The sequence below is a fragment of the Staphylococcus sp. Z5-21 genome (assembly GCF_056529615.1).
In genome coordinates, this window is sequence record NZ_CP096462.1 from 1,244,329 (window position 1) to 1,263,153 (window position 18,825).

At 31.0% G+C, this 18,825-nt stretch carries 18 protein-coding genes; 17 read left to right on the plus strand and 1 reads right to left on the minus strand.

Features of this window, described 5'->3' with window-relative positions; genetic code table 11:
* Positions 1-60: 60 nt before the first annotated feature.
* Positions 61-1,452: a glycine--tRNA ligase gene (locus tag M1D64_RS06175; RefSeq protein WP_002483167.1), complete on the minus strand. Its 1,392-nt coding sequence runs from the start codon at positions 1,450-1,452 to the stop codon at positions 61-63.
* A 325-nt stretch (positions 1,453-1,777) separates the two neighbouring features.
* On the opposite strand from M1D64_RS06175, the gene ccpN reads away from it, so the two are divergent.
* The 17 genes from ccpN to M1D64_RS06260 all read left to right on the plus strand — a co-directional run bounded on the left by ccpN (position 1,778) and on the right by M1D64_RS06260 (position 18,823).
* On the plus strand, positions 1,778-2,422 hold the full coding sequence (gene ccpN, locus M1D64_RS06180; protein ID WP_075345136.1) for a transcriptional regulator CcpN: 645 nt from the start codon (positions 1,778-1,780) through the stop codon (positions 2,420-2,422).
* Positions 2,423-2,436: 14 nt separating this feature from the next.
* Positions 2,437-3,258: a pyruvate, water dikinase regulatory protein gene (locus M1D64_RS06185; RefSeq protein ID WP_069825891.1), complete on the plus strand. Its 822-nt coding sequence runs from the start codon at positions 2,437-2,439 to the stop codon at positions 3,256-3,258.
* Between the two features lie 46 nt (positions 3,259-3,304).
* The gene (gene dnaG, locus M1D64_RS06190) at positions 3,305-5,089 is read left to right on the plus strand and encodes a DNA primase (RefSeq protein ID WP_480977564.1); all 1,785 of its coding nucleotides are present in this window, start codon (positions 3,305-3,307) and stop codon (positions 5,087-5,089) included.
* A gap of 140 nt (positions 5,090-5,229) precedes the next feature.
* Positions 5,230-6,336 (plus strand): RNA polymerase sigma factor RpoD, encoded by a 1,107-nt coding sequence (gene rpoD, locus M1D64_RS06195; protein ID WP_002483171.1) that lies wholly within the window; start codon positions 5,230-5,232, stop codon positions 6,334-6,336.
* Between the two features lie 199 nt (positions 6,337-6,535).
* Positions 6,536-7,213, plus strand: a complete 678-nt coding sequence (locus tag M1D64_RS06200) for a tRNA (adenine(22)-N(1))-methyltransferase (protein WP_326005829.1) — start codon at positions 6,536-6,538, stop codon at positions 7,211-7,213.
* Positions 7,214-8,317, plus strand: a complete 1,104-nt coding sequence (locus tag M1D64_RS06205; RefSeq protein ID WP_011303009.1) for a Nif3-like dinuclear metal center hexameric protein — start codon at positions 7,214-7,216, stop codon at positions 8,315-8,317. It abuts the gene before it with no gap.
* A gap of 341 nt (positions 8,318-8,658) precedes the next feature.
* Positions 8,659-9,999, plus strand: a complete 1,341-nt coding sequence (locus M1D64_RS06210; protein WP_011303010.1) for a DEAD/DEAH box helicase — start codon at positions 8,659-8,661, stop codon at positions 9,997-9,999.
* Positions 10,000-10,008: 9 nt separating this feature from the next.
* Positions 10,009-10,899 (plus strand): deoxyribonuclease IV, encoded by an 891-nt coding sequence (locus M1D64_RS06215; RefSeq protein ID WP_480977565.1) that lies wholly within the window; start codon positions 10,009-10,011, stop codon positions 10,897-10,899.
* Between the two features lie 157 nt (positions 10,900-11,056).
* Positions 11,057-11,830: a metal ABC transporter ATP-binding protein gene (locus M1D64_RS06220; RefSeq protein ID WP_126424465.1), complete on the plus strand. Its 774-nt coding sequence runs from the start codon at positions 11,057-11,059 to the stop codon at positions 11,828-11,830.
* Entirely contained in the window at positions 11,827-12,687 is an 861-nt protein-coding gene (locus tag M1D64_RS06225) for a metal ABC transporter permease (protein WP_041080610.1), read from the plus strand. The genes M1D64_RS06220 and M1D64_RS06225 overlap by 4 nt, the downstream gene beginning before the upstream one ends.
* On the plus strand, positions 12,677-13,090 hold the full coding sequence (locus tag M1D64_RS06230) for a Fur family transcriptional regulator (protein WP_002483178.1): 414 nt from the start codon (positions 12,677-12,679) through the stop codon (positions 13,088-13,090). Before M1D64_RS06225 ends, M1D64_RS06230 begins: the two co-directional genes overlap by 11 nt.
* A 278-nt stretch (positions 13,091-13,368) precedes the next feature.
* The gene (locus tag M1D64_RS06235) at positions 13,369-13,968 is read left to right on the plus strand and encodes a superoxide dismutase (RefSeq protein ID WP_011303014.1); all 600 of its coding nucleotides are present in this window, start codon (positions 13,369-13,371) and stop codon (positions 13,966-13,968) included.
* 122 nt (positions 13,969-14,090) lie between these two features.
* Positions 14,091-16,142 (plus strand): peptidoglycan D,D-transpeptidase FtsI family protein, encoded by a 2,052-nt coding sequence (locus M1D64_RS06240; protein WP_041080611.1) that lies wholly within the window; start codon positions 14,091-14,093, stop codon positions 16,140-16,142.
* Between the two features lie 127 nt (positions 16,143-16,269).
* Positions 16,270-16,419: a 50S ribosomal protein L33 gene (gene rpmG / locus M1D64_RS06245; protein WP_002483181.1), complete on the plus strand. Its 150-nt coding sequence runs from the start codon at positions 16,270-16,272 to the stop codon at positions 16,417-16,419.
* A 208-nt stretch (positions 16,420-16,627) separates the two neighbouring features.
* Positions 16,628-17,173 carry a 5-formyltetrahydrofolate cyclo-ligase gene (locus M1D64_RS06250; protein ID WP_041080616.1) on the plus strand — a complete coding sequence of 182 codons (546 nt, stop codon included), beginning with the start codon at positions 16,628-16,630 and terminating at the stop codon, positions 17,171-17,173.
* 11 nt (positions 17,174-17,184) lie between these two features.
* Positions 17,185-18,642 (plus strand): rhomboid family intramembrane serine protease, encoded by a 1,458-nt coding sequence (locus M1D64_RS06255; RefSeq protein WP_069822015.1) that lies wholly within the window; start codon positions 17,185-17,187, stop codon positions 18,640-18,642.
* On the plus strand, positions 18,626-18,823 hold the full coding sequence (locus M1D64_RS06260; protein ID WP_041080619.1) for a YqgQ family protein: 198 nt from the start codon (positions 18,626-18,628) through the stop codon (positions 18,821-18,823). The genes M1D64_RS06255 and M1D64_RS06260 overlap by 17 nt, the downstream gene beginning before the upstream one ends.
* Positions 18,824-18,825: the final 2 nt, after the last annotated feature.

The window sequence follows — 18,825 nt, forward strand, 5'->3', positions numbered from 1 at the left end:
CCATAAATATTTAAATTGCTATTTAAGTTTTATTTGATTTTGAATATATCATTCTTAAAATTAAAATTTAACTTTTTCAGCTAAGAATGATTTTAATTCAGTGATTGGCATACGAACTTGCTCCATTGTATCACGGTCACGAACTGTAACTTTTTCATCTTCTAAAGAATCAAAATCAAAAGTGATACAGTATGGTGTTCCAATTTCATCTTGACGACGGTAACGTTTACCAATTGATTGTGATTCATCAAAATCAATTGCAAAATCAGCGCTTAATTCTTCGAACACTTTAATTGCATCGCCTGATAATTTTTTACTTAATGGTAATACAGCTGCTTTATATGGTGCAAGTGCAGGGTGGAAGTGAAGTACTGTTCTTGAATCTTTGCTTCCTTCAACTCCTTCTTCATCATAAGCATCACATAAAAATGCTAAAGTAACACGGTCAGCACCTAATGAAGGCTCTATACAGTAAGGGATATATTTTTCTCCTGTTTCTTGATCGTGATATTGGAAATCTTCACCAGAATGTTCACTATGTTTTTTCAAGTCAAAATCTGTACGACTCGCGATACCCCAAAGTTCACCCCAACCAAATGGGAAACGATATTCGATATCAGTAGTCGCATTTGAATAGTGAGACAATTCATCTGCATCGTGATCACGTAAACGCGTTGCTTCTTCGCTTAAATTTAAATCTTTAAGCCATTGACTCGCGAATGTTTTCCAATAATTTTGCCATTCAATTTCTTCACCAGGTTTACAGAAGAACTCCAATTCCATTTGTTCGAATTCACGTGTTCTAAAGATAAAGTTACCAGGCGTAATTTCATTACGGAATGATTTACCGATTTGTCCTATACCAAAAGGTAATTTTTTACGCATAGTACGTTGTACATTTTTATAGTTAACAAAAATACCTTGTGCAGTTTCAGGGCGTAGGAAAATTTCGTTAGTAGAATCTTCAGTAACCCCTTGGAAAGTCTTAAACATAAGGTTGAATTGACGAATATCAGTCCAATTCGCTGTGCCACTTACAGGACAAACGATACCTTCTTCATCAATAATGCGTTTCATTTCATCAAAGCTTAAACCGTCAGCGACAAAGTTTTCGTCACCTTTTTCATTTAACATGTAGTCTTCAATGATTTTATCTGCACGATAACGAATTTTACTATCTTTGTTATCGATCATCGGATCATTAAAATTACCTAAATGACCTGATGCTTCCCAAGTTTTAGGGTTCATTAAAATTGCAGCATCAATACCAACATTATATGGTGATTGTGTAATGAATTTTTGCCACCATGCTTTTTTAACATTATTTTTTAATTCGACACCAAGTGGGCCGTAGTCCCATGTATTTGATAGACCACCATAAATGTCACTACCAGGGAATACAAAACCTCTATGTTTTGCTAATGAGACGATTGTTTCCATATCTTTTGTCATTAAATATAACTCTCCTTTTTTACATGAAAACGCCCCAAGACACAGAATAAGCCAAAAAGTTTAATCTATATCTTGGGACGAGTTAATCTTTTTAATCACATATGTAATATATGTGTTTATTTACTAGATTCATGTTAACCCGCGGTTCCACCCAAATTAGTGTGTACACTCGCTTTTAACTATCATTTAATTGTAGCCATTGTTACTTGTTAAGCTTTCACCATCCTTAACTCGCTTTAAGTCTAATTTTAATGTATTGATAGTTTATAAGCAAGTAAATATATGTATTTGTAGCAATTAAAAATTCAATGTATAATTAAGAAGAATGAATAAAGGGGTGAGTGTTATAGAACTAAGTAAAAGGCAACAACAAATAATTGAAATAGTAAAGAGTAATGGGCCTATTACAGGAGAACATATTGCTGATCGTCTGAGCTTGACTAGAGCTACATTGCGACCGGATTTAGCCATATTAACAATGTCTGGCATATTAGAAGCTCGACCACGTGTAGGTTATTATTATTCTGGCAAACCTCAGAATAAATTAATTGCGGATGAATTGAAGCAATATGTTGTGAAAGATTATGCGTCTCACCCTGTCGTCGTTAAAAGTGAGACGTCAGTTTATGATGCAATTTGCACCATATTTTTAGAAGATGTCAGCACATTGTTTGTTATTAATAGTGATGGTGACTTTATGGGTGTTTGTTCTCGTAAAGATTTACTGAGAGCTTCTATGATTGGTGATGATATACATACAATGCCAGTTAATATTATTATGACACGAATGCCGAATTTGAGTTTTGTACTTGAAGGTGAGAAAGTCATACATGCAGCAAATCTTATGATCGAAAAAGAAATTGATTCATTACCAATTGTAGTAAAGAAAGATAATGATAAATATGAAGTTAAAGGTCGTATTTCTAAAACTACGATCACTAAAATCTTTGTATCCTTACTAAATGAATAGGTGGTTTTAAGTAAATGAAAAATATTAAAATAATCGTGGCATCCGACTCAGTAGGTGAAACAGCCGAACTTGTAGCAAGAGCTTGCATTTCACAATTTAATCCTAAACAATGTGAAAGTGAAATAAGTAGGTATCCCTATATAGAAGCACTAGAAAATGTGGATGAAGTGATTTCAGTAGCAAAAGATACCGAAGCGATAGTGGTATATACACTAGTTAAACCAGAAATTAGAAAATACATGGAAGCGAAATTAGCAGAATTTAAAATTAAAGCAGTGGATATTATGGGGCCACTAATGAATATTTTATTAGATCAAATAGATGAAAAGCCGTATTTTGAACCAGGTTTAGTCCATCAACTAGATGAAGCTTATTTCAAAAAAATTGATGCAATTGAATTTGCAGTTAAATATGACGATGGTAAAGATCCAAAAGGTTTATTCAAGGCCGACATTGTATTGTTAGGGATTTCAAGAACGTCTAAGACGCCGTTATCACAATATCTAGCACATAAAAGTTACAAAGTTATGAATATTCCAATCGTACCTGAAGTAACACCTCCAGATGATTTATTTAATATAGATTCTTCTAAATGTATCGCTTTAAAAATTAGTGAAGAAAAATTAAATAGAATTCGTAAAGAAAGACTCAGACAACTTGGCTTAGGTGAAAGTGCAAGATATGCTACTGAACAACGCATAGAAGAAGAGCTGAATTATTTCCATGAATTAGTTGATAAAATTGGTTGTCCTGTAATTGATGTTTCAGATAAGGCTATTGAAGAAACAGCAAATGATATTATCAGTCTTATTGAGCAAAATAATTTCAAAAATTAACGAAAACAATTATAATAGTATGACTAATGTTTAATAGGTGATAATATTGAGAATCGATCAATCCACGATAAATCAAATAAAAGATAAAACGGATATACTTGATTTAGTTAGTGAGTATGTGAAGTTAGAGAAGAGAGGACGCAATTATATAGGTTTGTGTCCTTTTCATGATGAAAAAACACCCTCATTTACAGTTTCTGAAGATAAACAAATTTGTCACTGCTTCGGTTGTAAAAAAGGTGGTAATGTTTTTCAATTCACACAAGAAATTAAAGATATCCCATTTACAGAAGCAGTAAAAGAATTAGGTGAACGTGTAAATATTAAAGTTGAAACCGATCAAAGTTATGCTAATCAAGACAATGGGCATCAAGTCGCTTCAGATGATTTAAAAATGATTGAAATGCATGAATTAATGCAAGATTATTACCATTACGCACTGAAGAAAACTGTTGAAGGTGAAGCGGCATTAAATTATTTAAAAGAACGTGGTTTTACAGATGAATTAATAGATGCAAGAAAAATTGGTTATGCACCTAATAATGCGCATTTCTGTCATGATTTTTTAAAGAAAAAAGAATATGACATTGAACTAGCTTATGAATCTGGTTTGTTGTCACGAAATGAAGAGAATTTTAGTTATTATGATCGATTTCGTGATCGTGTCATGTTTCCATTAAATAATGCACAAGGAAGAACTGTTGGTTATTCTGGTAGAACATATACAAATCAAGAACCAAAATATTTAAATAGTCCAGAAACAGCCATATTTCAAAAGCGAAGATTACTTTACAATGTAGATAAAGCAAGAAAATCAATACGTAAAAATGATGAAATTATTTTATTAGAAGGCTTTATGGATGTAATCAAATCAGATCAAGCAGGATTGAAACAAGTTGTTGCTAGTATGGGTACACAGATTTCAAATGAACATATTGCCTTTATAAAGAAATTAACAACAAATGTCACTTTGATGTTCGACGGTGATTTTGCGGGTACTGAAGCTACTTTGAAATCAGGACAGGCTCTATTACAACAAGGCTTTAACGTCTTTGTAGTACAACTTCCTAAAAATATGGACCCTGATGAATATATTGGTAAACATGGCGCAGACGCTTTTAATTATTTTGTTGAACATGAGAAGAAGTCATTCATCATTTACAAAATTCACACGCATCAAGACGAAATAGAAAACAATGATCTAGCATATGAAAGATATTTAAAAGAGATAACTAATGATATTTCATTTATGCAATCAACGATTTTACGCAAAAAAATATTGCAAGAAGTATCTGAATTGTTTAAAGTTAGCTTGGATAGTCTAAATAATGAAGTAGGACAGCAACAAGATTATTATCAGCCACACAATTATCAAATACCCACTGTTCCTGAATTTAATAATTTGAGCAAACATGAAAAAGCAGAACGTGCTTTATTAAAACATTTTATGAACGATAAAGACACTTTCTTGAATTATCATAAATTACTTCAAACAGAGGACTTTACAAATCAATATTTTAAGCGTATATTTAATGTTTTACATGAGTTTTACTCTGAAAATGATACGTTTAATATTAGTGATGTGTTACAGTATATCGATATCAATGAAATCAAAGAAGCATTTATATCATTAGATAATTATATGATAAATGAAGAACCTTATGAATATGAGATTGACGATTATATAAATACACTGATATCTAATAGAAATGAAGAAACGATTGAATCGCTTAATCAAAAGTTGCGGGAAGCTTCCAGGTTAGGTGATTTAGAACTGCAAAAATATTATTTAGAAAAAATTGTAAATCACAATAAAAATAGAATGAATTAATTTTTTATGTATTTGTCTGTATATTTATTTATATGGGGTTGCTAAAATGTATACTAAGTAAATATTTTGAGTAGATTTCACTAATTTTATCTATAAAATATTTTGATATCAATTTGATATTATATTCGGGAGGCCATTTCATGTCTGGAAATAACGTTAAAGTTAAAAAACAAACGATTGATCCATCTCTAACTTTAGAAGATGTAAAAAAACAATTAATTGAAAAAGGTAAAAAAGAAGGGCACCTTAGTCATGAAGAAATTGCAGAAAAACTGCAAAATTTCGAAATGGATTCTGATCAAATGGACGAATTATTTGATCAATTAACTGATAATGACATAAGTTTAGTTAATGAAAAAGATAGTTCAGATAAAGATTTTAAATTAAATCCAAATGATTTAAGTGCACCTCCAGGCGTAAAAATAAATGATCCAGTGCGTATGTATTTAAAAGAAATCGGACGAGTAAATTTATTAAACGCTCAAGAAGAAATTGAATTGGCGAAAAAAATTGAGCAGGGCGATGAAGTTGCGAAATCTCGATTAGCTGAAGCCAATTTACGACTTGTAGTAAGTATTGCTAAAAGATATGTAGGTCGTGGCATGCTTTTCCTTGACCTTATTCAAGAAGGTAATATGGGTTTAATCAAAGCAGTAGAAAAGTTCGATTTTAATAAAGGATTTAAATTTTCAACTTATGCAACTTGGTGGATTCGTCAAGCAATCACTCGTGCGATTGCTGACCAAGCACGTACAATTCGTATACCAGTACACATGGTAGAAACAATTAACAAATTAATTCGTGTTCAAAGACAATTATTACAAGATTTAGGTAGAGATCCTGCACCTGAAGAAATAGGGGAAGAAATGGATTTACCACCAGAAAAAGTAAGAGAAATCTTAAAAATTGCTCAAGAACCTGTATCACTTGAAACACCAATTGGTGAAGAAGATGATAGTCATTTAGGTGATTTTATTGAGGACCAAGAGGCTCAAAGTCCTTCTGATCATGCGGCCTATGAATTGTTAAAAGAACAATTAGAAGATGTCTTAGATACATTGACGGACCGTGAAGAAAATGTACTACGCTTACGTTTTGGTTTGGATGATGGACGTACGCGCACATTAGAAGAAGTAGGTAAAGTATTTGGCGTTACTAGAGAACGTATTCGTCAAATAGAAGCAAAAGCGCTTAGAAAACTAAGACACCCAAGCAGAAGTAAACGTCTAAAAGACTTTATGGACTAACAAGTAATATAAACATAAATTGGAAACCACACGTTATTGTGTATAAATTGTTAAAGCAATGACTGACTGATTTCTAAATTCACTCACGCTAAGTATTTTGAAATCAATTTATCTTTGTAGGGGGCGGGCATACGAAATCTAATTACATTTTTAGATTTCAATCCCGCTCCTTTTTTACATATATCAGAGGAGTAACAATATGATTCCATTAAATCAGAGATTAAAAAAAGTAAGTACTTTTATTCAAGGTAATTGTTTAGCTGACATTGGATCAGATCACGCATACCTACCAATTTATGCCATTGAAAATCATTTAATTGATTTTGCAATTGCTGGGGAAGTGATTAAAGGACCATTTGATGCGTCTATTCGCAATGTACGAGATTATAAACTGAGTCATGAAATTGATGTTAGGCTCGGAGATGGCTTAACTGTTATAAGACCCGAAGACCATGTCACTTCTGTATCAATTTGTGGCATGGGTGGTCCATTAATCGCTAAAATATTAAATGAAGGCACTGAAAAATTAGAAAACAAACCTAGACTGATATTACAAAGTAATATTCAATCTAGCGCAATACGTGAGCAACTATTAAAGTTAAACTACACTATAATCGCAGAAGAAATTTTGGAAGAAAAAGGTCACATCTATGAAATACTTGTTGCTGATTATAATAATCATTGTGAACCTATGACTGAACAAGAAATAAAATTTGGCCCAAAATTACTCCAAAATAAAACCCCATTATTTTATAAAAAATGGAAACGCGAACATGACGCATTGTTAAAAATAAAAAGTAATTTGAATCCAAATGTACATACAGAACGTTTAAGAGAAATTGATGAGGATATTAATTTAATTAATGAGGTGATTTAAATGAACATAGAAAATTTACTGAATATCATTAATAAGCATGTTCCATTTGCTTCTGCTGAATCTTGGGATAATGTAGGATTGTTAATTGGCAATAAAAGCGCAACGATTTCTGGCATTATGACTGCACTTGATTGTACGGAAGAAGTAGTAGATGACGCATTAAAAAATCACTGTAATACCATTATTTGCCACCATCCACTTATTTTCAAAGGAATCAAACAAATAACACAAGATGATGGTTATGGTGCAATTTTAAGAAAATTAATTAAACATGATATAAATGTCATTGCACTACATACAAATTTAGATGTTTACCCTAAAGGTGTTAATGCAATGCTTGCCAATAAACTTAAGTTAAATCATCAACGTATTTTAAATCCTGAGTTACGCTCCTATTATAAAGTTCAAGTCTTTATTCCTAAAGAAAATTTAATAGACTTTAAAAATAAATTAAGTGAAGCAGGATTAGCAGAAGAAGGGGATTATCAATATTGTTTCTTTGAAACCCCAGGAAATGGACAATTCAAACCGATTGAGGGTGCCAATCCGCACATTGGTGAATTAGACCAAATTTCATCTGTTGAAGAATATAAATTAGAATTTATGATTGATTATAATCAGAAACAACTAGCTCAACAACTTATAATGCAACACCATCCATATGAAACACCTGTATTTGATTTTATAGAATTACAAAAAGAAGCAGATTATGGCTTGGGAATGCTTGGTGAATTAGAAGAAACGATGAATACAATGGCATTTGTAAACCATGTGAAAACGAATTTGAAAATGCCTAGTGTTAGATTTACAGGTAATTTAGATGCAGACATTAAAACAGTAGCAATTATTGGTGGTTCAGGTATTGGATTTGAATTTGACGCTATAAATAAAGGTGCAGATATATTTGTAACAGGAGACATAAAACACCATGATGCTTTAGATGCAAAAATCGCAGGTATGAATCTATTAGATATTAATCATTACAGCGAATATGTAATGAAAGAAGGTTTATGTGAGTTATTAGTAGATTGGTTAAATAATGAAACAGAAGATTTTAAAATTATAGCGTCAAAACTTAATACAGATCCCTTCAACTATCTATAATTAAAATTTTAAAAATTTATAGGTTATCTTAAACTAAAATATGCCTAAATCAATAGAAACAACAAATAGTAAAATACTATATGAATTATTAGGGATACTTTTTTATGGTAGATACACTAAATAAGTTAATAAGTGGTTGAGATATAAATAAGTATCTCAACCATTTTAAATGCTGTAGAGTAAAAAGTAAGATTGTTCTGCGAAATTATTTTGATAAGGTGCATATTTCTCTACAAAGACTACTTAAAGGTTCAAAGTCAGATTCCAAATCAATAATTTAGTTCAAAATTATAGTGTTTTGCTTTATAATAGACAAGATGAAGATTTAAGGAGGCCAAGACATGGCAAATCACCCATTTGAAAAATTTAATTTAGAAGCAGGTCTTATAGATGCTGTGAAAGATTTGAATTTTAATCAACCAACTGAAATACAGACACGTGTCATACCAAAGATAATTAAACAAGTGAATTTAATTGGTCAATCACAAACAGGCACAGGAAAATCACATGCGTTTTTATTACCATTATTAAATTCAATCGATACAGACTATAAAGAACCACAAGCAATAGTTGTTGCACCAACACGTGAACTAGCACAACAACTATTTGATGTAGCAAGTCATTTAACAAGATTCAAAGAAGACGTATCTGTAAAACTCTTCATTGGCGGCACAGATATCGAAAAAGATCGTAGCCGAGTTAAGAACCAACCGCAACTTATCATAGGCACACCAACTCGAATTAACGATTTAGCTAAACATGGGGATTTACATGTACACTTAGCTTCTTATTTGGTGATTGATGAAGCAGATTTAATGATTGATTTAGGACTAATAGATGAAGTGGATTACGTAGCAACAAGACTAGATGAAAATGCACATATTGCAGTATTTAGTGCAACTATTCCTAAGTCATTGCACCCATTTTTAAATAAATATCTAGAAAATCCAGAATTTGTAGAAATTGAAAACACAGAAAAAAATAAGAAAAATATCGAATTTTATTTAATACCTACAAAAGGTGAAGCAAAAATAGAAAAAACACTAAAACTGATCGATATATTAAATCCATATTTATGTATTATATTCTGTAACAGTAGAGATAGTGCAGATGAATTAGCAAAACAATTAAATGCTGCTGGTTTAAAATTAGGGATGATTCACGGTGGTCTTACACCTAGAGAACGTAAACAACAAATGAAAAGAATTAGAAATTTAGAATTCCAATTTGTGATTGCAAGTGATTTAGCTTCACGTGGTATAGATATTGACGGTGTAAGCCATGTAATTAACTTCGATGTGCCTAATGATATTGATTTCTTTACACATAGAGTTGGACGTACAGGACGTGGTCAATACAAAGGTGTAGCAATTACATTGTACAGTCCTGATGAAGAGCATAATATTGCATTAATTGAGCAAAGAGGTTATAAATTCGAAAATGTAGATATCAAAGACGATGAATTAAAACCAATAAAAGCGCATAATATGCGACAAACGCGTAAAAATAAAGACGATCACTTAACAAATCAATTGAAATATAAAGTTAAAACGAATAAGAAAAAAGTAAAGCCAGGCTATAAGAAAAAATTCAAAAGAGATTTAGATGATTTAAAACGTAAGGAACGTAAACAATTTAGTAAACAGAAAAGTCGTCAAGATAGAAAAAATAGAAAAGGATAGGTGAATTTTATGTTATTAGGATCACATGTATCTATGAATGGTAAAAAAATGTTAGAAGGTTCAGCTGAAGAAGCACATAAATTTGGCGAATCTACTTTTATGATTTACACGGGTGCACCTCAAAATACTAGAAGAAAACCTATCGAAGAATTAAATATTGAAAAAGGTCATGAGATAATGAAAGCACATGGTCTTTCCAATATTGTTGTTCACGCACCTTATATTATAAATATCGCAAATACTGTTAAACCCCATGTCTTTGAATTGGGGGTAGAGTTTCTTCAAAGTGAAATCGAAAGAACACAAGCACTTGGTGCACAAGATATTGTTTTACACCCAGGCTCTCATGTAGGAGAAGGTACAGATGCTGGTATTAAAAAAATTATAGAAGGTTTAAACGAAGTTTTAACGAACGATAATAATGTAAGAATTGCATTAGAAACGATGGCTGGAAAAGGTTCTGAAGTAGGTAGAAACTTTGAAGAGCTAGCAAGAATTATAGATGGTGTAAACCATAATGATCGTTTATCGGTTTGTTTCGACACATGTCATACACATGATGCTGGCTATAATGTTAAAGAAGATTTTGATGGTGTACTAAATGAATTTGATAAAATTATCGGTGTAGATAGAATTAAAGTAGTACACGTCAATGATAGTAAAAATGATATTGGTGCACATAAAGATAGACACGATAATATCGGTTTTGGATATATTGGCTTTGATGCATTAAATTATGTCGTACATCATGATACATTTAAAGATATACCTAAGATATTAGAAACACCTTATGTAGGTGAAGATAAAAAAAATAAAAAACCACCATATAAATTAGAAATTGAAATGTTAAAACAGCAAAAATTTGATGAAGATTTAAAAAATAAAATATTACAACAATAATGTTTGTTTAAAATTAAATTAATATATTGAATTGAGTAAGCGTAAGTATCCTAGATATAAAATAGGGTACTTGTGCTTACTCTTTTTTTGTTAATTCGGAAACATTACTATTTACATATTGGATTGGACGTTGTATAGTATGGAATGAGGTGAAAACATGACTACACCAGTATTCGAATTAAAAAATATTGATTATTATTTTGATAACAAACAAGTACTTGAAAATATAAATATAAAAATTAATCGAGGAGAGTTTGTTGCAATTGTAGGACCCAATGGTGCTGGAAAATCAACACTATTGAAAATTATCCTAGGGTTATTACCCATCCAAAAAGGTCAAATATATGTGGATGGAAAAGATTATAATGGCAAACAATCATTGTTAAAAATAAGTTACGTCTCACAAAAAGCACAAGCCTTTAAAGCGGGGTTCCCTGCAAGTGTTAAAGAAGTTGTGATAAGTGGTCTAACTAAACGTAAAAGACTGTTTCAATGGTTCAATAAAAAAGATGAGAGAAAAGTAAAAATTGTATTAAAAAGACTGAATATAAAACATTTAATAGATAAAAACATTGCTGAATTATCCGGAGGTCAACAACAACGCGTGTTAATAGCTAGAGCACTTATAAGTGAGCCTTCGGTATTAATTTTAGATGAACCGACAAGTGGTATTGATGCAAAACATGTTAGTGAATTTTATGAAACGTTGGAAAGACTCAAAAATGAAGGCGTAACAATTATACTAGTAACGCATGATATTGGTGTGGTTGCCGATACAGCTACAGAGGTTGCATGTCTCAATAAACATATACATTTCCATGGAACAACAGAAGCATTTAAATCTCTAGACGAAGTAGAAATTTCAAAAATTTATGGTCATCCAATACAATTTGTTGATCATCAACATAGTAGGGAGTGTTGTTCATCATGATAGAAGCCCTACTGAATTTTGATTTTATGAGATATTCACTTATCAGTGGTATATTAATTGGTTTCATTGCACCACTTATTGGTGCTTTTATCGTTGTTAGAAGATTGTCACTCATTGCCGATGCACTCAGTCATGTTACACTGGGAGGTATTTCCTTTGGCATGTTCATTATAACGGTGATACCTGCATTTGTATTTATTAACCCAATGTGGTTTGGTATTTTATTTGCTATTATAGGCGCTTTACTTATAGAGAATTTAAGAACATCTTATAGTAATTATCAGGAAATTGCGATTCCTATCATCATGAGCGCAGGTATTGCATTAAGTGCTATCTTTATATCACTCGCTGATGGATTTAACCAAGAAATAGTTGGGCTATTATTTGGTTCAATCAGTGCTGTTACATTAAGTGATTTATCAACTATTATCGTGATTGTAGTTATCGTACTCATATTTATTTTCTCATTTTATAAAGAACTATTTATATTATCGTTCGATGAGGAATATAGTAAAGTAATTGGAATTCCAAAATGGATACAATTTTTATTTATAATTATCGTTGCAATGGTAATTTCTGCTTCTATGCGTGTTGTAGGCATATTATTGGTAAGTGCTTTAATTACGTTACCAGTAGCAGTTTCAATGCGAATAACTAAAGGATTTAAACAATTAATTATATTGAGCGTGATTATTGGAGAGTTTTCTGTTATCGCTGGACTTGTTCTAGCATTTTATATGAATATATCTCCTGGCGGTGTAATAGTAGTACTACTTGTACTTATTTTAGCAATAACGATGATGTATCAAAGATTAAAAGTAAAATCGATTAAAGGAGTTGCTAAAGATGAAGACTGAAGAAGCTATTGGCATTATTAAAAATCATGGACACAAATATACAAATAAAAGACGTGAAATGATTGATATTTTTGTAGAAGAAGATAAATACATCAATGCAAAAATAATACAACAAAAAATGGACAAAAATTACCCTGGCATTTCATTCGATACAATTTATAGAAACTTACATTTATTTAAAGATTTAGGTATTGTAGAAGGTACTGAACTAGATGGAGAAATGAAATTCAGAATTGCATGTACTGATCATCATCACCATCACTTTATTTGTGAATCCTGTGGCGATACAAAAGTAATAGATTTTTGTCCAATTGATCAAATTAAAGCATTTTTACCAAAAGTAGATATTCACACACATAAATTAGAAGTTTATGGCATATGCGAATCGTGCCAAAAAGCATAATATATGAGTAATTGATTTATTGTAAAACGTGAAAAATTCATTCTTTCTACAAGCTTATCTCTTTTTAAACATAGGTCATTAGTATGAATTAAAGTGAATTTTTAAAATTGTTTGCTAAACATGTTTAAATAAGCTGTTTTTGAGATATACTAATAAAGTAACTAAAGATAACAAATACTATATTATGACATTACAATTAATGTTTAAGCATATTAATTGTTGTCATCATTAATAATTGTTATGCTTTATTTAAAGATTAATTAGGAGGATGATTATTTATGGCTTTTGAATTACCAAATTTACCTTATGGTTTTGATGCATTGGAACCACACATTGATAAACAAACAATGGAAATTCACCATGACAAACACCATAACACTTATGTAACTAAATTAAATGCAGCAGTAGAAGGAACTGATTTAGAATCTAAATCAATCGAAGAAATTGTTGCAAACTTAGACAGTGTTCCAGAAAATATTCAAACAGCTGTTCGAAATAATGGTGGTGGACACTTAAACCACTCACTATTCTGGGAATTATTAACTCCAAACTCAGAAGAAAAAGGTACTGTTGTTGATAAAATTAAAGAACAATGGGGCTCTTTAGATGCATTTAAAGAAGAATTTGCTGACAAAGCAGCAGCTCGTTTCGGTTCAGGTTGGGCATGGCTAGTTGTGAATAACGGTAACTTAGAAATCGTTACAACACCTAACCAAGATAACCCATTAACTGAAGGTAAAACACCAATCTTAGGATTAGATGTTTGGGAACACGCATATTACCTTAAATACCAAAATAAACGTCCAGACTATATTAGTGCTTTCTGGAATGTTGTTAATTGGGAAAAAGTTGACGAATTATATAACGCTGCAAAATAATTGCGCGTACGATTATGACGGCCTTTTCAAAGGTCGTCATTTTTTTTAACTAAAATAATAGAAATATTGACTGATTTCATATATCATTTGTAGTGAGAACTATTGAATAGAGGTATGCTGTTTTGCTAAAAAGATTAAAAGAAAAATCAAATGATGAAAAAATTAGAAATACGATGAATAAAAGAATTAGCTTTATATTTGGAATCATTGTATTCATTTTTGCGATAATTGTTTTAAGATTAGGATATTTACAAATTGCACAAGGTTCTCATTATAAGCAACTTATTAAAAATAGTGAAAACCTGACAGTTAACGAAGCTGTTCCTAGAGGTCGTATTCTAGATAGGAATGGCAAAGTCCTTGTCGACAATGCTTCTAAAAAAGCGATTACATATGCAAGAGGAAGAAAAACTTCACAATCAGAAGTATTGAAAACTGCTGAAAAATTATCAAAACTTATTAAAATGGATACAGATAAAATTACTGATCGTGATAAACAAGATTATTGGATACAACTTCATCCAAATAAAGCTAAAAGTTTAATGAAAAACGAGCAAGTATTGTTAGATGACGGTAATATTACCCAAGATGAATATGATGATGCTTTATATAAAAAAGTAGGTAAAAATCAAATTAACTCACTAAATGATAAAGATTTACAAATCCTTGCTATTTATAGAGAAATGATGTCTGGTTCTGCACTTGATCCACAAACAATTAAAAATGAAGATGTAAGTGATGAAGAGTATGCAGCCGTTTCGCAAAAATTATCTGATATGCCGGGTGTAAATACGACTATGGATTGGGATAGAAAATATCCATATGGTGATACGTTAAGAGGCATTTTCGGTGACGTTTCTACGACTGAAGAAGGTATTCCAAAAGAATTGACTGAGCAGTATTTAGCCAAAGGGTATTCTCGAAACGATCGTGTAGGTAAATCATATTTAGAATATCAATATGATGATATTTTAAAAGGTAAGAAAAAAGAAATGAAATATACCACTGATAAATCAGGTGAAGTTATAGACTCTAAAGTAATTAATCCAGGTTCACGTGGCGATGATCTTGTATTAAGTATTGATGTAGATTTACAGAAGAAAACTGAAGAATATTTAGAAAAGCAAATCTCAAAATTGCGTAGTGAAGGCGCTAAAGATATGGACAATGCATTAATTGTTGTGCAAAACCCAAATAATGGTGATATCTTAGCAATGGCAGGTAAGCAAATAGATAAAAATGGTGATTTAACAGATTATGATATTGGAACATTTACTTCTCAATATGCAGTTGGTTCCTCAGTAAAAGGCGGCACGCTACTTGCTGGCTATCAAAATAATGCAATTAAAGTTGGAGAAGAAATGATTGATGAGCCGCTTAAATTCGCTGGTGGTTTAACAAAACATTCTTATTTCAACCAAGATGGTAAAGTAAGAATTGACGATAAAGAAGCACTCATGCATTCATCAAACGTTTATATGTTCAAAACAGCATTAAAATTAGCCGGATCACCTTATACTCCGAATATGTCATTACCAACCGATATTACGAGTGCTGGACAAAAATTGCGTAAAGGTTTAAATCAGGTTGGTTTAGGAGTGAAAACAGGTATTGATTTACCAAATGAAACAAACGGACAAATTGAGCCATTAACAGACAATCCTGGTAATTACCTTGATTTAGCCATAGGACAATATGATACCTACACTCCTATGCAATTATCTCAATACGTTTCAACAATCGGTAATAATGGTTATAGAGTTCAACCACATGTTGGTTTAGAAATTAGAAAAGCGACTAACAAAGAAACGCTTGGGCCAGTTAAAGAAAAAGTGAAAGGTCAAGTGTTGAATAAAGTTAATAATACACAAAATGAAGTGAATGAAGTACAAGAAGGATTCAAAATGGCATTTAACGAAAAAGATGGAACTGGTTATCAAAGTTTCAAAGATACAGAAGTGCCATCAGCTGGTAAAACTGGAACTGCGGAAGTATTTCAAGATGGCGAACCAAGAGTTAATTCAACTTACATTGGTTATGCGCCAATCAAAAATCCACAGCTTGCATTTTCTATTGTATATACAAACCAACCAGTACCTGAGCCATGGTTAAATGGTGGCGATTTAGGACGAGATGTTATTAATTACTATTTCAAAGAAAAGTCAAAAGATTAATATTTTAGCATCAATTTTATTTAAAATACTGGTATAGTCGCCTTTATTGAAAAATAATACTTTTCAATTTTATAACTAAATGGTATGATTAATTAGTCGTATTTTGAAAAGGTAAGGAGGAATTAGCATGCGCGTAAACGTAACTCTAGCTTGTACAGAATGTGGAGAAAGAAACTACATCACTACAAAAAATAAACGTACTAATCCTGAACGTATAGAAATGAAAAAACACTGTGCACGTGATAATAAGCACACTATGCACCGTGAAACAAAATAATTAATATTATTTAAACCAGATTCTATTAGAATCTGGTTATTTTTATGTGGTTTATTAAAATGAGTGAATAAATCAATTTATAATTAACATTTTAAATTTTCATAACTTAAATCTTATAAAAAAATTGTGATTCAAATTGCAGTTTAATGACATTATGATTCATTAACGTTATAATAATAAAAGTATGAATTACGGGAAGGTGTACAAAATGGATAAAAAATTATTGAGAAAAAAACATATTGAATTAATGAAATCTTTTATGTTAAACAAACAGGAAAAACAACGAGCAGATCAGTTTTTAGCTAATCAATTTTTTAATACCGATGAATACCGCACTGCTTCTCGTATAGGTATTGTATTATCCATGCCGCACGAAGTTAATACATATACTTTGATTCAACAGATGCTAGACGATGGTAAACAAGTATTTGTACCTGAAACAAATTACCAATTGCGTGAAATGTCTTTTAAACATATTGACGATTTAAAGCATATTGGTAAAGATGCTAAAGGGATGAATCATGTAAATACAAAGACTGAAATATCCAATGAATTAGATTTATTAGTTGTTCCTGGGGTAGCTTTTAATGATAGTGGCTATAGAATTGGTTATGGTGGCGGTTACTTTGATAAATTTATCAGTACATATAATCAACCAACGATGAGTTTAATTTATGATTTTCAATTAAGTGACTTTAAAGTTGAAACACATGATCAACCTGTAGAAAAACTAATCATAGCGACAACAAGATAATGGAGGGGAAAATGATTACAGAAAAGCATTATTGGAAGTGTATTTACACTTGGATTAAATATCTAAATTATCATGTTGTACATAAAAATCAAGAAACTAACGAAGTTTGGTTAGCGAATCAACGTAAGCGTAGTATCGTTATTTTCAAATATGGAGCAAATTCAACCCAAGAAGTGAGATTTGATAAAAGCAGAATCCAAGAAAATCAGCAAGATATCAGTACTTTTCTAGGTTTTGAACCTAATAATTATGAATTGTTTATTTTTACTGATAAGCATTTTACAGATGAAAATTTAAATGAAAATCATCCAGTAAAATTTAAGGTCAAGATAATTAGAGAAGTAGATCATATGGAACGCTTGCTCCCTAATGTGTTTATCAGACAATTATATAAAAGAAATACAAAGCAAACAAAAGGGTATTATAAACAGCGTGCTTTAAATACGAATCCAATTGAAAAACACATGTTGAAGTTTTCACCAGTGACCTATGCTTTAATCATATTAAATGTTGTGATTTGGTTATTTATGGTATTGTTTTTAAATCGTTTCTCAGATTTAAAGCTCTTAGATGTTGGTGGATTAGTGCATTTTAATGTTGTTCATGGTGAATGGTATCGTTTAATAATATCTATATTTTTACATTATAATTTTGAACATATATTAATGAATATGTTGAGTTTATTCATATTTGGTAAAATAGTTGAATCAATTGTAGGTCATTGGCGTATGTTCGTTATCTATTTGGTAGCTGGTTTATTTGGTAACTTTGCTTCTTTATCTTTTAATACTGATACCGTTTCGGTAGGTGCTAGCGGTGCGATTTTTGGCCTTATTGGTGCAATTTTCACATTTATGTATATAGGCAAACAATTTAATCGTAAGCTTATCGGTCAATTATTAATTGTACTTGTCATTATGATTGGTTTATCTTTATTTATGCAAAATATAAATATCGTGGCCCATATTGGTGGATTTATTGGCGGATTATTGATTACATTAATGGGATATTATTTCAAAACGAATAAAACACGTTTTTGGATTATTTTAATTACTATTCTTGTTTTATTTTTAGCTGCTCAGGTTAGAATTTTCACCATTAAGGAAGATAATATCTATAACAGCATTATTACTAAAGAAATGAAACAAGGTAATTATGATGAAGCGAAAAATATGGTTCAACGTACAATCAATAAAAGCTATGCAGATGATGAAACATATTATTTAAGTGGATTGATTAAAACAACACAAAATTCTAAAGCTGAGGGCATCGCATCTTGGGAACGTGGCTTACGATATTTCCCTAATTCAGGTATCTTAAATTACCAACTCGCAATTGCAAATAGATCATTGGATAATAATGATAAAGCTAAAAAGTATATCAAAAATGCATTAAAAGCTGATCCAAATAATAGAGACTATATTAATTTAAATAAAGAATTGAGCGATAATAGTGATTCAGAAAATTAATTCATTTTACGATGTTCAGCAACTTTTAAAAAAATTCGGCTTTATTATATACTTTAAAGATAAAGTGGATATGTATGAAATGATGGAACAAGAGATAAAATCTTTATATGATTATAATCTTATATCAAAAGATGAATATTTAAAATGCAGATTAATCATTAGTCAGAGAAGGAGTAAGTAATA